Raw genomic sequence first — 15,157 nt, forward strand, 5'->3', positions numbered from 1 at the left:
GCTTCTTCGTTGAGGTATTCGTTTTCTTGCGCGAGGGCGATTGCCGAGTCGTAGTGCTCTCGGGCTTCGGCATAGTTGCCCAGCACGCGGGCGCGTTCCGCTTCCACGAGGTGGAATTTGTGCGCCCTGCAGCTCTAGATTCGGCTAATCTTCAGCCTCTTAACTCCGTAAAAATCGGCTTGACTTTCTAAAATTAAGCCCCCATCGATCTAAAAGAAACGCATACTCGAAAGCCACCTCTTTCAGGATATCATAGCGTCCTGACGCACCTCTGTGCCCCGCACTCATATTGATTTTAAGTAGCAAAATATTGTCATCAGTCTTATGCTCTCGCAGCTTGGCAGTCCATTTCACCTGCTCCCAATAGGGAACACTCGAGTCATTCAAGGCAGTGGTTATCAACAAATGAGGGTAATCCTTCGGCTCAACGTTATCGTAGGGAGCGTAAGATTTGATATATTCGTAATAGGTTCTGTCCTTGGGATTTCCCCACTCTTCCCAATCCAACACTGACAGTGGAAGAGTCGTGTCCAAGATAGAAGTCAGTATGTCCACAAAAGGCGCTTTAGCAACGGCGACTTTGAAGAGATTTGGTCGCATATTGAGCGCAGATCCTATCAAGAGTCCGCCCCCACTTTCCCCAACAATAGCTAATCGTTCGCTTGCTGTCCACTTGTTCGCCACAAGATGTTCGGCACAAGCGATGAAGTCAGTGAAAGTGTTTTTCTTTTTCAAGAACTTGCCATCTTCATACCACTGGCGACCCATCTCCCCACCCCCACGAACGTGAGCGATGGCAACGATTACCCCACGGTCGAGCAGTGAGAGTCGAGTGGGCGAGAAAGAAATATATTCGCAGGCTCCGTAGGCACCATAGCCAGTCAGCAAAAGTGGATTTTTGCCATCTTTTTCTATTCCTTTTTTGTAGACAAGGGAGATGGGAATCTCTGTGCCGTCAGTGGCTGGGGCCCAAATCCTCTCGCTTTTGTACTGGGTTTTGTCATAGCCGCCAAGAACTTCCATCTGTTTTTTGAGTGTGGACTCTCTGGACCCCATGTTATAATCAAAAATGGAATCAGGAGTCACTAAAGACCTGTATCCAAACCGCAAAATATTAGTGCTGTATTCTGGGTTATTATCTTCTCCGATCTCATAAACTGGGTCGGGAAAATCAATGTAGTGTTCGTCTCCTGTGGAAAGCCGACAAATTCGCACCCTTGGCAATCCCCCCTCTCTTTCGTAAATTGCCAAATGGTCAGCAAAAGCGCTTACCTGCTTAATTGTTACCGTCTCTCTATGGGGAATTACAGTCTGCCAGTTTTCCTTTGAGGGAGATGCCACCGGCGTTTTCATTAGTTTAAAGTTGATGGCCTCGTCGTTGGTAACGACGTAAAAGTAATCGCTGTGATGTTCAACCGTGTAAAAAAGTCCAGAAGTTCGGGGATGTATTACCTGAAAATCGCCCCTTGGATGATTAGCATCTAAATACCGAACTTCCGATGTTCGCAGGCTAGCCAAATACAATAATATATAGGCTAGACTGCGGGTTTTATAGACTTTGAGACTGTACCCTTCATCTAATTCACCGTGAACCAGAATATCTTCTTTGGGGTCACTGCCTAGGGTGTGCCGAAACAGTTTGGAAGGCCGGTTAACAGAGTCAACTTGGGTGTAAAAGCAGGTTTGGCTGTCATTACTCCAAACAAAAGAGTCAACCAAAGCTATGCTTTCTGGGTATAGCTCACATGTAGTGAGGTCAAAAAAGAAAAGTGTGTATTGCTCGGCACCGAGCGGGTCGATTGAATAGGCTAAAATCTGGTGATTTGAGCTAACCTCACATACATTTAAACGCAAATAGTTGTATTTTTCTGCCAGCTTGTTTTGATCGAGAACCACTTCTTATGGCCCATCTAGATAGCCCCGCTTGCGACAAAAAACATTATAGTTCTTTCCCGCTTCCGCGCGCCAATAATAGTAGAAATCACCCTGTCGGTAAGGAACATAAATTTCGGTTTCTTGAACGCGAGCGAGCATTTCATCATAGAGACTGGCTTGCAGGTCCTCAGTGTCCCGCATCATCAAGGCCGTATAGGCGTTTTCGGCTTCCAGATATGCAATGAGTTTTGGATCGTTGCGGTCGCGCATCCAAAAGTAGTTGTCGGTGCGCTCATCTCCATGACATGAAAGGATATGAGGAGATTTTGGGGCTGTAGGGGGAGAGGCTTTTCCAGCAGAGTAATTTTCTAGATTCATCGAAGTAAATATTGTTTCAGGGGGTTTCAGTTCCCCCCTTTTTTAAGGGGGGCAGGGGGGGATCGAAAGTGGGACTTGTGAACGAACCGGACAGATATTAAAAGATTTTAGCTCTCCACTCCGTAAAAGCGAAGGGGGTTATCCCAGAGGATTTTTCGCATCGCTGTCTCGGAGAGCCGGTCGCTCAGCCCTACCACTTGGTCGATAACGTCCGGATGGTGGTCTATGTGGGGGAAGTCAGAACCGAAAATCAGGTTATCGCAGCCGATGTAGCTGAGAATCTCTGGCAGGTAAGGCTCAGAAGGTTCAAATGAGATAAAGCACTGCCGGCGGAAATACTCAGACGGCTTCATCTTAACACGATCTTTCACTTCCCAAGCCAGCTGGCTGTACTCCGAATCCAGCCGCCACAGCCAGTAAGGCAGCCAGCCGCAGCCTGACTCCAGAAAGCCCACCCGCAGATCGGGGTGGCGCTCCAGCACCCCCCCCTCAATCAGGGCCAGCAGGGCCATCATCTGTTCCATCGGGTGAGAGCAGGCGTGCGTGGCAAAACGGGTGCTGAACCGGTCGGAGCCGGTGGTGGGCAGCTGGGAATGGGTGCCCTCGTGGATGCTGACTGCGATTCCCAGGCGCTCGCACTCGCCCCAAAAGGGCTCGTATGCGGGGTCAGAAAGCAGCCGGCCCCTCACCGGGTTGGGCCGCACAACAACCGCTTTCCATCCAAATTCCGCGATCCGGCGCAATTCGGGCACCATCTCTTCCGGGGAGTGGGGGTTAATCGCTCCCACCCCTCGGAGAATTTGCGGGTTGTAGCTGCAAAAATCTCGCAGCCAATTGTTGTAGGCGCGGACGAATGCGCCCGCCAGTTGCGGCTCCATTGTGTCAACTGCAAACAGCCACAGCCCCATCGTCGGATACAGGAACGAGACATCCGCCCCCATTTTGGCGATAGCCTTGACCTGGGACTCCGGATCGTAGCTGCAGATCCCATAGCTCTTTATGTCCCGCAGCATTACCTTCAGCCCTTCGTCTTGCAGTTTGCGGGATACGTTGTGATAAATTATCTGGCCATCGACTTTCATCTCTGGCGACGGTGCCCGGTTTTTAAATGCCGGTTCGAGGTACTTCTCCCACAGGTCGATGGGCTCGAGTACGTGGCAGTCCGCATCTATAATTTGATATCCCTTAAGCATGGGCGATCCCGATTTTAGATTTTACATTTCCCTCGCTATAGCAAGGGACAGTCAGTTAAGGACAGGGCATCTCACTTGCTAGTAGGGATAGGGACAGGCGAGACGCCTGTCCTACGTCCTAACCTAACTGGTTACTGCTATAGCTGTGTCCCGCAGTCTCTGGGCGGTTGTAGCCGCCCTTGGCGGCTTCCCGCAGGGGAACCGCAGCTATACAGACAAAACCCGCCTGCGCGGGTTTTGGAGGCAGTCGCTTCGGAACTGCGCACACCGCCACCGATGAAAATTGTCCCCGGGGCGGGGCGAGCACGGTGCCATCGGCACTACAGGACTATTTTCAAGTCAGTCGCTTCGGAACTGCGCAGACCGCCACCAATGAAAACTTGGCCGGCAGCAGGCGATGCGGTTGGGCTTTAGCCCAACTACAAACATTTTGTAGGGGCGGCCCCCCGTGGCATTGGTGTCAACTTAAGCTGTGTCCCGCAGCCTCTGGGCGGTTGAAACCGCAGCTACACAGACAAAACCCGCTTCGGCTTGGGTTTTAAGATTCTAGTTCTTCTCTTAAGTCCGCGAAGGCGGACTTCGTTTGTATAGCCGCGATTTCAATCGCCTGGAGCTTAAGTTGACACCGATGCCCCCCGTGGCCGCCCTCACACCGGCCCCCCGTAGCCGCCCTCCTGACACCAGTGGTTTCCCCCTTCGCCCCTTTAGAAAAAAGCGGGCAGGGGATTCAACTGCTCCTCAGTCCGGGGTTCAGCCAGCCAACCCATTTTAACGGGTACGTCATACAGCCGACCGGCTGCAAATCGGGGCCAGAAATGCCGCAAACCGGGTACGATAACCCTCACCGCACGCAGTCCGAGGTCGGGCCGGCTTTGATCGAGGACTGCGGTTTCCATCCCGCAACTCCGGGCAATCTCCACGCAGTTCATCACATCTATATAGAGATCGTCGCTCCAGCACCCTGGATAGTCGGAGCGAGTCTTTGGGGTCGCGGTTTTGTCCGGCAGCAAATAGGGCTGGTTGGCGACGGTTGCCGTCTCCCACCACTCAATCCCCTCCGCGTCGCGGTCGCGATAGGCTTTGTCTGCGTCTAGTATGCCAAAAAACGCGGCGGGAAGCGACTGATTCATTTCAGTTAAGGCGCGGAGAATGGCAAGTTGCGGGTCAAAGTGGGCCCCAAACCCCATGATGATATTCTCCTCCTCTCGGTCATGGCGGCGCGAGATGGCGGCGAAGGCGGGAATGTTCAAATCGCTCGTGAGATCCAGCACCCAGAGGTCGCGGTGCAGCGTTTTGTAACGCGCCACCAGTTCTTGAAAGTAGGGGGCGTCAAAACTCGACAGATCCACTGCCGGTTTGCGCAGGCGGTTATACCACCACAGGGCAATGCTGTCTCGCTCGACTAATTCCATGAAGCCTTGCAGGATTGCCTCTTCTAAGTTACTGCCAGCGGCGCATCCATTGGCGTCTGCAAAAGCGAAGCGGGCGCTGTGCTTTTGGGAATAGCCGTAGTAGCAGCAAGCCGTCGGAATGTATCGGGGCGCGCTGCCGGTGAGCGACCAAACGGGACTCCACTCAATTTCCGCGTTTTCGTCAAATCGCTCTGGAATCCAGTTAAATCTGTTAACTCTGGTGCGATTTCCATTCAGTTGCTCGCGGTTCTGGAATTGCCGTTCGCTGAAAAGCATGAAGGCGTTTGGGTGAATGCCGGCATCTCGCAGGTCTTTCAGGCTGGCTCGAATTCTGGCTTCATCCCCCTGAAAAACGCCGGAATAGCGCTCGACAGATTCGCACAGGGCGCTGACTTTTGCCTGAGTGTCGCTCTTTCCCTTGCCGTAGGATTCGCTGCGCAAGCTTTCTTGCAGCGAGTGCAGGTCACTGCCGGCAGGTACAAAGCAGTGACTGGCGCGGTAAGAAGCTGTCAGCCCACCCTCATCCTCCCAGGTAGAGGTTCGCTGGAAAGCGCCGATGATGCCGGTAATCGGACTGACGTGGTGCGAGAATTTTTTAAACGTTTGCTCTGGCGAAAGGCTGCGATGTCCGCCATCGCTGGTAAATGTCTTTTTCCAGCTTTGCAGCGCCACCGGCGCTGACTGGATCGTTGCCATCAGGTTTGCGTCAGCGCAGCGCGGACACTGGGGACGCCGCACGAGGGCGTGACTGTTCTTTTCCAGGGAGAGGGCGTTGAGGGTGACGATTTTCCCCTCCAGGCATTCATTTTGCTCCCCGGCTATCCACTTGACGGTTTCGGTGGCGGCTAGCCCCAGGGCGGTGGAGAGGGTTGACTGCAGTGCCGCAATGGAAGTTGGCTGCAGTTGAGCAGTTTTGTTTCGCTGCTGCAGGTAACTTTCGACTTTTCGGTGCCCTCGCAGCCGGTGCGCCAAACACTCCCAGCAGCCGGTTTTTCCGGGGATAAATATAGGGCCAACCCACAGTTCTATTCCCACGGGTTTGACGAGCATCCACGGGCGATTGCTATTCAAAGCTTCCCGATTGAAAGCCTCCAGCTCCTCTTGCAGGTAATCCTCCGCCAGCACCACGCATAGCTCGCCACTCTCACCGACTTTCACCCCAAGAGATGCCAGCATTGCCTTAAAGGTTTTGCTCCCAAGTTCGCCAAAGTAAACCACAGAAACCGTCACCTCTTTCAGGCGCTTTTCGCTTTCTTCTGGGTCGAGGTTTAGCATCTGCCAAAACGCGGCTCGCTCGGCAGGCACGCACGGGTTAGCGTCTGCAATATAGCCCTTGCTTCGCAGCCGGTCGAGCAGATAGAATACTTCAGGAGCCCACAGCCGGTCTTGCAGGATATCTGCGATTTCTTTTACTGTGTGCTGTCCGTCTAGGAGCGGTGCCAGTTGAATGTAGGCGTCTCCCCGCAGCAGGAAGTGTTCTTTTTCAGACCGGAAAAATACGCCTTCTGAAGGGACAATTTCCCAGCGAAAACAGTGTTTAAACCTCGGCTGGCGCATGGCAGTTTTTAATCAAGGTATAGAAGTTAAATAGTAGGTCTCGCTTTCCTGTCACAAAGCTGTAGCGCGTTCAGCGTCGCGAACGCTCCACAACTCACCATTTTACTGGAACCCGCTTTCAAGTTTCAAGCCATGCCGGTGCAATAGGATCTACTTCACTGCAGTGATTTTAAGAAGGAGCGCTAATTCCCAAGCAGCCTTGTGAATTAGCGCTCTCCCTATCAGATCCTGCTGGAGTCTAAACGGGCAGTTCTGAAGTTCAAGATATCCTCAGAATTCCGTACAGTCCGTCTTGTCTGGCATAGGTATAGAGCTGTTCCTCGGTTAGTTCATCTGTGAAACTGTCTGGCAAAGGAGGGAGCGCCAAGAAACCCTCCTCCGAGTTGGGATCTTCTACATACCTGAGGATAGTGCTGCAAGCTGCTGCTACTGCTGAATTGCCGAACTGGCGATTTCTGGCTACGGCAGTAATCGTTTGTCTCGGGTCTTTATTCAGCCGGTGCAGAAAGTCTTTATTGTCCTGGCTCCAAGCGTAGGCAAAAACCCGCGCCCAAGCATCCCGTAACTCTTGTGGACAAGCAGAGGTTCGACTCTGTAAATTGGCTGGGCGGTAGGCGACTGTCATAATTTACCTCTTTTCATGCGTAGGTTGTGCCAAATCGTCAGGGAAGCGCATCCCCAACAAAAAGCTTAAGGCAATCCCAGGGACTTGAGCAAATCGCAGGGCGGATTGGCCACTCTCAACTCCCTGGAGCTTCCGCTCAGCTGTGTCTCATAATTCCGTACAGCTCGCTCTGACTGGCATACGCATAGAGCTGTTCGTCTGTCAATCCCTGCAACCCCTCTGGCAGCACAGGAATCGCTATGTAACCATATTCGCTGTTGTCGCTACTCACATACTCCTGGATAGTAGCGCAAGGGCCTATGATACTTGCCGGCTGGCCACAATTGACCACATTAGAAATTGTTTGCCTGGGGTCTTTCCGCAGTCCCTGCAGAAACTCCCTGTTGTCCTTGTGCCAAGCGTGGCCAAAGACGCGAGCCCACGCCTCGGCCAAGTCAGGAGGGTAAGGAGGTTTATCCATAATTGACCTCTCTGCGAATAGTTAGGTAGAACGCTCCCCGATAAGATTCTTATCGGTTTCCGACCAGTATATTTAGGCCCTCTCTGGGCGTCAAGATTTATTAATAAAACTCTACATTCAGCTAAATGTGTTTTACATCTTGAGAGATCGCCGGCAGGCTGATAACCTTGAAGAAAATCCAGCAGTTCGCCACCTCACCGGCAGGTGCGAGCGGGTGAGCATCAATAAACTCAACGTGTTCGCAGTGAGGGATTTAGCTCTCACCCTCTCAATTAGAGAGCTTTAGCTAAGAAACCGGGTTTCTTACACAAACCCGGTTTCTTGACCCACCGCCGTCAATTATTTTATAGAGAGTTGGCGAACCAGAGAAGCGCTGGAGGAGGAATCTGTGTCAGTAGACTTAACCCAAACCAAGATAGATCCCAACGAGCCGAAGTACCAACCCCTGTTAGAAGATTTACAGGGAAATATCCTCAAAAGTCACGAGCGAGACTACTCGGCACATATTTTCGTCAAATTCAAGCCCGACGCGGATGCCGCCAGAAAATGGATTAGCGACTTCGCCAAAGAATTTGTCACCTCGGCAAAGAAGCAGCTAGACGAGAGTGCCGGCGAAAAATCCGAACCCCTGTTTGCCAATTTTTTCCTAACCTACAGGGGATATGAGGCTCTGGGCTTCAAATTACAAGCGGGAGGCAATCGCGAATTTCCCAGTCCGGCATTCAAGGTTGGCATGGGGCAATTACAGCAGGTGCTGAAAGACCCGCACTGGCACGAATGGGAGGAAGGATTTCAAGAGGAAATCCACGCTTTAATTCTCCTCGCTGATGACGACTGCCACCGGCTGGAGTCTGCCGCCAAACAAGTTGTGGAGTCAATTGGCAGGGCAGGCGAGATTGCCAGCACAGAAGCCGGTGTGGTTCTCAAAAATAGAAAAGGGCAAGCCATCGAACATTTCGGTTTCCGAGATGGAATCAGCCAGCCCCTGTTTCTGAAAGAAGATATCGACCAAGTGGCAAAAGAACAGGGCACCGATAAGTGGGACCCCACCGCTCCCTTAGAATTAGTGCTTGTAAAAGACCCTTTCGGTGAAGGGGAGCACAGCTTTGGCAGCTATTGCGTTTACCGAAAACTCGAACAAGACGTGCGGGGCTTCAAAGAAGCAGAGAGAGAGCTTTCGAGAAAGCTGGGACTCTCAGGGAAAAATGCGGAAAGAGCGGGAGCTTTAGCTGTGGGGCGGTTCAGAGATGGGACGCCGGTGACGCTTTCTCCCACGGAACAAAATCCCGAGCCGGTGTTCAATAATTTCAATTATGATGGAGACGGGGAAGGATCGAAATGTCCTTTTCACGCGCACATCCGCAAGACGAATCCGCGCGGCGACAAAAACGACCGCTACCAGACGCTGGAAGAGCACCGCGCGCACCGAATTGTCCGGCGGGCAGTCAGCTATGGCGAAATGCCGGAAGCCCGCGATAATTCGCTGTCCAAACTGTCGCGGTTTCACCATCAGCTGGCGCATTTAAGAGACATAAAAGTCCAGCCGGCGGAAGGGGAGAAAGTGGGATTGCTGTTCCTGTGTTTCCAGGCGGACATCTTTAACCAGTTCATGTTTGTGCAAAAGAACTGGGCGAATAACCAGCAATTTGTCAACTACACAACCGGCCTTGACGCTCTGGTGGGACAGGGGAAAAAACAGAATGCGGGGCAAATGTGGCCCAAAGACTGGGGCCAAAACGATCGGGTGCAGGTGGATTTTTTTGATTTTATTAGCATGAAGGGAGGGGAATTTTTCTTTGCACCCAGCATCAGTTTCCTGAAAAACCTTGAGCGGGGCTAGCTGGAAGGCTTTTATAGCAGCAGTCACTTAAGTTAAGGCGTAGGACAGCAGTCTCGCCTGTCCTTTCCGCCAAAGTAGTGCCGGTGAGCGTTGCCGAACCGGCAGGCGCAAGCGTTAGCGCCCCCTCACAGCTTCGGGTGATTAATCCTAACCCATTATGGCAGATATCCCAAAAAATACAATCCCCACAACTAGCAATAAAACTGCCAGCAAAATCAGTCCCCAAATCAAACATCCGGCAATCGCCCACGCCCTTTGATGAGCCTTAAAAGCGGCAACACTCTTCCACCGGCGGCTCCTCCACGCCCACTCATTCCCTTTCGCCCCCAGGATAAACGCCACCGTCACAGACGGCAACCCGCCGGTGACAAGGGTGATATCAACCCAAGCGATAAGTCCAATCCAAACATGATTGGTCAGGCACCAGAAACCCGGAAGCAAAAATGCCCCCCAGTTCCAACCCGGGATTTCCGCCGGCACCTGACTGGCGCTCAAAATACCGCCCTCCCCGGAATTATTCACCGGCACACTCGCGGAAGGCGAGCCGGTCCTGCCGCCGGCACTAATAGTATAACTCATTTGTGTTGCCGGTGGCAACCCATTCGGGTCAATCAATTGTAAAATTTCCTCGGCTGACTGGAAGCGCTCAACCGGCTGCTGCGCCAGCATCCGCTGGAGAATTCCCTGCAGCTTCGAGCTCAACTTCAGTTGCTTCTCCCAAAGCCAATCCATAGAAAGCGGATCTATCAGTTCCTGAGGCTGTTTGCCGGTCATCAAAACAACAGCCGTCACCGCCAAAGCGTACAAATCGCTGTGCGGTGCGGCAATTCCCAGACGCATTTGCTCATCAGGAGCGTAGCCACTTTTCCCCAGGCGAGTCGCGTTTCCAGACTCACTCCCACCGGCAAGTTCCAGAGCCACTTGCTTGACCCCGCCAAAATCAATCAGCACCGGCAGACCGTCTCGCTGCCGGGATATAATATTATCAGGAGAGATATCGCGGTGAATCACGCCGAGCCGGTGGAGATAGCTCAGCACCGGCAGCAGCTGGCAAAACAGCTGAACAATTTCTGCCTCCTGGAAACACTCCCCGCGCTGCAGTCGCTCCCGCAGCAAAGCCTCAAAAGTCTCACCCCCCACCCACTCCTGAACCAAAAACAGGCGTTTCCCCTCCCGAAACCATTCCCAGAACCGGGGAATCTGGGGGTGCTGCAGCTTGTGGAGCGTAACAGCTTCCCGCTCAAAAAGTTGCGAAGCTTTCTCAGGAGTGCCGGTGCCCAATAACCTGGGCGTCAGTTCCTTGAGAACCACCGCCTCATTGAAGCGACCGGTATCTGCCGCCAGATAAGTTTTGCCAAACCCCCCTTGACCGAGCTGGCGCACTATGATATAACGATTGCGAAGCTGCGTTCCCGGCAGTAACTCCAAAGGATGCGCTTGGGAAGCCGGTGCGCTCGCCCCCTTATTTTGCAGAGAGCCGGCGACAGTCCCCAGCAACGATTCGCCGCAGCTGGCGCAAAAACGTGACCCCGCCGGATTTTCGTGCCCGTTGCTGCATTTAATCAAGATCATCCACTTATCTCCCGCCAGTTGCAACGCCTCTAAACGCTAAAAAAACATTGTTAGGGATTAGGGGCTAGGGGTTAGGGCTGAGGCTGATGGTGTTGGATATCCCACCTCAGACCTAAAACCTGACACCCAACACCGAAGGTTAGGGGTTAGAGGGTAAGTAATAATTGACGATGATGCGATGATGCCCCATGCCCGGAAAGCCCCACGCCCAGTTTTCAGTCCAGTTTTCAGTACAGAGCTGCCACAGCACTGGGCTAACTTAATTCTAGCGAGTCTTCCAGGCGAGTCTCGCACCGTGAGCACAGGAGTGCAGAAGATAGCGCCACCCCCTTGTCCAGCCCCGTTGAGGAAATCATGCACGCCGTCGTTCTAGTTCTGATAGAAGTTCTGACTGTGATCGGACTCTCCCGGCTAGTTGGTCTGGGATTCCGCTGGCTCAAGCAACCCCTGGTCATCGGGGAAATCGTCGCCGGCATCATGCTGGGCCCGTCCCTGCTGGGCTGGATTGCCCCAGAACTGTCAGCGTTCCTGTTCCCAGCCGAGACTGTTCCCTTTCTGAACGTGCTCTCACAGGTGGGGCTAATCTTTTTCATGTTTCTGATTGGCCTGGAGCTAGACCCAAAATACCTCAAAGGCAACTTAAAGGTAGCGATTTTGACCTCAAACGTCAGTATTTTGGTGCCCTTTTCCTTGGCATCGGTGCTAGCGCTGCTGCTTTACCCGCTGGTTTCCAATTCCAGCGTGTCGTTCACCGCCTTCGCCATGTTTCTGGGCGCGGCGATGTCGATTACCGCCTTTCCGGTGCTGGCCAGAATTATTACCGAGAACAACCTCCAGGGCACGCGCTTGGGCACGCTGGCGCTCACCTGCGCGGCGGTGGACGACGTGACAGCCTGGTGCTTGCTCGCCGTGGCGATTGCCGTCACTCGCACCAACAGCATGGCCGGCGCGTTGCCCACGATTGTGGAATCCGTGCTCTATATTGTCTTGATGCTGACAGCGGGGCGCTGGCTGCTGAACCGGCTTTCCGCCCACTACAACCGCACCGGCAAGCTGAGCCAGCTGCTGCTGGCGTGGATTTATATGGGCGTGGTGGCTTCCGCCCTGATCACCGAATGGATCGGCATTCACCTGATCTTCGGTGCCTTCCTCCTGGGGGCGGCAATGCCCAAAAACCCCGGTTTGGTGCGGGATCTCGCCCAAAAAACAGAAGACTTTGTTCTCATCTTCCTGCTGCCGGTGTTTTTTGCCTACAGCGGTTTGCGCACGGAAATTGGCCTGCTCAACCGGCCTGAATTGTGGCTGCTGTGCGCCAGTGTCCTCACCGTAGCGATCGCCGGCAAGTACGTTGGCACCTACTTCGCTGCTAGAGTCTGCGGCATTGAGAGCCGGGAAGCCTCCGCCCTCGGCTGGCTGATGAACACTCGCGGGCTGACAGAACTGATTGTCCTCAATATTGGCCTGTCCCTGGGCGTCATCTCGCCCTTGCTGTTCACCATGCTGGTGATTATGGCGCTGGTGACGACCTTTATGACTTCCCCCCTGCTAGAGTGGACTTATCCAAAAGAGCTAATCCGCCTGGACTCGGCAGTGCCGGTGCCCCCGTCAGAGCCCGTCGCCGGTTCCGCGCCGGTTCCGCAGGAGCTGGAGATGCCGGCGTACCGGATTCTGGTGCCAGTGGCAAATCCCAGCACCCAAAAAGGGCTGCTGCAGCTGGCCGTGGCCATTGCCGGCACTGCCTCGCAACCCGCAGCGGTTGACCTGCTGAGCTTGATTGAGCTGCAAGAAGACTACCTGTTTGAGAGCACCCCACTTGAGGCAGAGCGCTTAATCCAAGAGCGCCGGGAGCGCCTCGAAGAGTTAACTCAAAGCCTGGAACCGCCTGAAAATCGGGCCGGCGTGCGTTCCATTGTCCGCATCTGCAGTGATGTGGCGCGGGAAACCGCTGAAATTGCCAAAATCGACCGGGCGGATTTAATCCTGCTGGGATGGCACCGCCCCGCCTTCAGCAACAACCGCTTGGGGGGGCGAGTCGGTCAAGTTCTCACCACAGCTGCCGCAGATGTCGCCGTCTTTGTGGACCGGGGGCGGGAGCGCTCCGACTCTCTGCTGGTGCCCTACTCCGCCAATATTCACGATGACATGGCGCTGGAATTAGCCTTGAGGCTTTTGGTTAATGACAGTAACAGGCGGCTGGCGGTGCTGCGGGCTGCAGCCCCTGGCATGCCGGCGAGCGAATTCAGCAACGAGTTTCGCGCTCTCATGGAGCAATTGCCAGATACTGTCAGCGATCGCATAGAATTTCCCGTTCTGGAAGCGCCAGAGCCAATCCAAGCGGTGGTGGAAGCGTCTAAATCCGCTGACCTCACCCTTGCCGGCACCAGTCGCGCTTGGGGGATAGAGCGGCAAACCCTGGGCCGGTACACCGATGAGCTGGCCATTGAGTGCCACTCCTCCCTGCTGATTTGCCGCCGGCACTCCCAGTTTACCCCTCACCTCGCCTCGGTCCTCGCACAGCAGCCGGCAGCCCGCAGATAATGTCTAGTTCGCCGGCATAATGTCTGACAGTTCTAAGTGAGTTCTAAGTGAGTTGTGACAATTGTTATTTTTAATAACCCGCCACCGGGAAGGAACGCCAAGGAAAGAGAGGAGAGAGGGGGATCACAAATCATTTAGAACTTCTAAGCCGGCGAAGGGAGGAACTGTCAGCTGAATCCTGTCAGCTGGATTGAAAAGTAAAGAAACAGACATTCAAATTTTTAGTTATCCCTCAACCTATGAGCCATTTAAGTGTAAAGCTATTAACGTTTTATGCAGTTGCAATCGGATCTGTAGCGGTTCTGTTTAAGGTCGTAAGCGCTTACGGGGAGACGAATCTTAAGGCTCCTCCGCCTATAGCTGGACGGTATCTCACTGACACAAGACAATTGCCCAGATGCAATCAGTCGGAAGCTCTAGTTTTAACGATTCTGCAATCGGGGGTTTATTTAAATGGCTCGTTGCAGCCGGCAAGCTGTCAAGACGCCACATGTCCCGTCTCTACAGGGGTTAAGGTTGAGGAGAAACCGGCACTTTCGGGCCGGTGGGACCAAGGAAATTTGACTTTAGCCGGTTCAGTTGCCACACCGGCACTCTGCCCCGAACCCGCCAGTCCCCCCGCAGGAGTCTCACGAGAGACGGTGACGATTCAAGGTAAAATAGAGGGAGAAACGTTGCAAGGTCAAATCACGATCGACTCACGGGGGGAGAGTTTTGAATTCTTCGCTGAGCGAGAAGTGCCGGTGGAACTTCCCAAAACCCACTGACGATCGCAGGGGCGCTGAGAGCCGGTTTATAGCAGCAGTCCTATTGGGCACGGATAAAAGGCGTAGGGCAGGCGTCTCGCCTGCCCTCTTAATCTAATATCCTAAGTTAACTGGCTACTGCTATATAAAAAATAGCAGTAGCCACTTAGGGCGCGGACATGGGCATCATCGCCACAAGTGTTGAATCTTAACAATTCGACATAAAAAAAGCGCCCAAAACGTGCTATGATTTGGGCTACGGTCAAATCAATCCTGTTAATAACCTGTGCTCAACTCATTCTCTAAGATTGTCCAAAATCGTTTGGCTTCTTTGCCTAAAAATGATTATCCTGTCCTTAACACCCGCTTGTTTATGTCCATATGGTTGAGCTATGCAATGGATAAAAGCTTGACCAGTATGAGAGATATATTCAAGCGACTAAATGGAACTGGCTATGAGCTAGATATTTCAACTTTCTCCAAAGCTAATGCGTCCAGAAGTCAAGAGCCATTTCTGAGACTTTATCAACAACTTAATGAGGAAATTTGCCGTCAAAAAAGCCTTCAAAAATATGAGCTGTGTCCTATTGATTCAACTGTCATTACTCTAACGAGTAAATTGCTATGGCTGCAAGAATACTACCAAGTCAAGCTTGTTAGCTCCTTAAATTTAACCACAGGAGTTCCAGAAGAAAACTTAATAAATTTTGGATACGACTCTGACTACAGATATGGAAAAGAGATGTTAGCTAGTTTGCCCCCAAACGGTGTAGGGGTAATGGATCGGGGCTTTTCTAGTTTAAAATTTTTACGGCTCGCCCAGCAGTCAAACAAGTATTTTGTCTTGCGCATACCTAACAACTACAAACTTCAATTTTCTGAAAATAAGGGGCAGTTTCTAGTTGGGACAGGCAAGGACTCAGGAATATATAGAGTTGTTAACTTTTGCGATCTTGAAAAG

11 protein-coding genes and 1 pseudogene are annotated in these 15,157 nt (G+C 52.8%); 5 read left to right on the plus strand and 7 right to left on the minus strand.

Annotation, left to right across the window (positions count from 1 at the left end):
* Positions 1-159 precede the first annotated feature (159 nt).
* The 6 genes and pseudogenes from OSC10802_RS55240 to OSC10802_RS0135510 all read right to left on the minus strand — a co-directional run bounded on the left by OSC10802_RS55240 (position 160) and on the right by OSC10802_RS0135510 (position 7,500).
* A complete protein-coding gene (locus tag OSC10802_RS55240) occupies positions 160-1,056 on the minus strand; it encodes a prolyl oligopeptidase family serine peptidase (RefSeq protein WP_369797147.1) in 897 nt (298 codons plus the stop codon).
* Positions 1,036-2,253, minus strand: a pseudogene (locus OSC10802_RS55245) (S9 family peptidase); the annotation flags it as partial. The gene OSC10802_RS55240 and the pseudogene OSC10802_RS55245, both read right to left, overlap by 21 nt.
* Before the next feature lie 107 nt (positions 2,254-2,360).
* Positions 2,361-3,446, minus strand: coding sequence for an amidohydrolase family protein (locus OSC10802_RS0135490; protein WP_017721511.1), 1,086 nt, complete (start codon positions 3,444-3,446; stop codon positions 2,361-2,363).
* A 704-nt stretch (positions 3,447-4,150) separates the two neighbouring features.
* Positions 4,151-6,415, minus strand: coding sequence for a TOMM precursor leader peptide-binding protein (locus OSC10802_RS0135500; RefSeq protein WP_017721513.1), 2,265 nt, complete (start codon positions 6,413-6,415; stop codon positions 4,151-4,153).
* A 259-nt stretch (positions 6,416-6,674) separates the two neighbouring features.
* Positions 6,675-7,040, minus strand: a complete 366-nt coding sequence (locus OSC10802_RS0135505) for a hypothetical protein (RefSeq protein ID WP_017721514.1) — start codon at positions 7,038-7,040, stop codon at positions 6,675-6,677.
* Positions 7,041-7,176: 136 nt separating this feature from the next.
* Complete coding sequence (locus OSC10802_RS0135510) at positions 7,177-7,500, minus strand: hypothetical protein (RefSeq protein WP_017721515.1); 324 nt, start codon at positions 7,498-7,500, stop codon at positions 7,177-7,179.
* A 127-nt stretch (positions 7,501-7,627) separates the two neighbouring features.
* Between OSC10802_RS0135510 and OSC10802_RS52140 the strand changes: the two genes are divergently transcribed.
* Both OSC10802_RS52140 and OSC10802_RS0135520 read left to right on the plus strand, forming a co-directional pair.
* Entirely contained in the window at positions 7,628-7,786 is a 159-nt protein-coding gene (locus OSC10802_RS52140) for a hypothetical protein (protein WP_017721516.1), read from the plus strand.
* A 102-nt stretch (positions 7,787-7,888) separates the two neighbouring features.
* Positions 7,889-9,340 (plus strand): Dyp-type peroxidase, encoded by a 1,452-nt coding sequence (locus OSC10802_RS0135520; RefSeq protein ID WP_017721517.1) that lies wholly within the window; start codon positions 7,889-7,891, stop codon positions 9,338-9,340.
* Between the two features lie 147 nt (positions 9,341-9,487).
* Here the strand turns inward: OSC10802_RS0135520 and OSC10802_RS0135525 are convergent, their stop codons facing one another.
* Entirely contained in the window at positions 9,488-10,912 is a 1,425-nt protein-coding gene (locus OSC10802_RS0135525) for a serine/threonine-protein kinase (protein ID WP_026099091.1), read from the minus strand.
* Positions 10,913-11,266: 354 nt separating this feature from the next.
* Here OSC10802_RS0135525 and OSC10802_RS0135530 point away from each other — a divergent pair, with 354 nt between their 5' ends.
* From OSC10802_RS0135530 to OSC10802_RS48330, 3 genes are all read left to right on the plus strand, one after another.
* On the plus strand, positions 11,267-13,450 hold the full coding sequence (locus tag OSC10802_RS0135530) for a cation:proton antiporter (protein ID WP_017721518.1): 2,184 nt from the start codon (positions 11,267-11,269) through the stop codon (positions 13,448-13,450).
* Between the two features lie 389 nt (positions 13,451-13,839).
* On the plus strand, positions 13,840-14,217 hold the full coding sequence (locus OSC10802_RS0135535) for a hypothetical protein (RefSeq protein WP_155969144.1): 378 nt from the start codon (positions 13,840-13,842) through the stop codon (positions 14,215-14,217).
* Positions 14,218-14,482: 265 nt separating this feature from the next.
* Positions 14,483-15,157, plus strand: a 675-nt coding sequence (locus tag OSC10802_RS48330; protein ID WP_044172708.1) for a transposase, incomplete at its 3' end; no start/stop codon positions are given.

Source organism: Kamptonema formosum PCC 10802 (assembly GCF_000332335.1).
Taxonomy (GTDB): domain Bacteria; phylum Cyanobacteriota; class Cyanobacteriia; order Cyanobacteriales; family Oscillatoriaceae; genus Oscillatoria.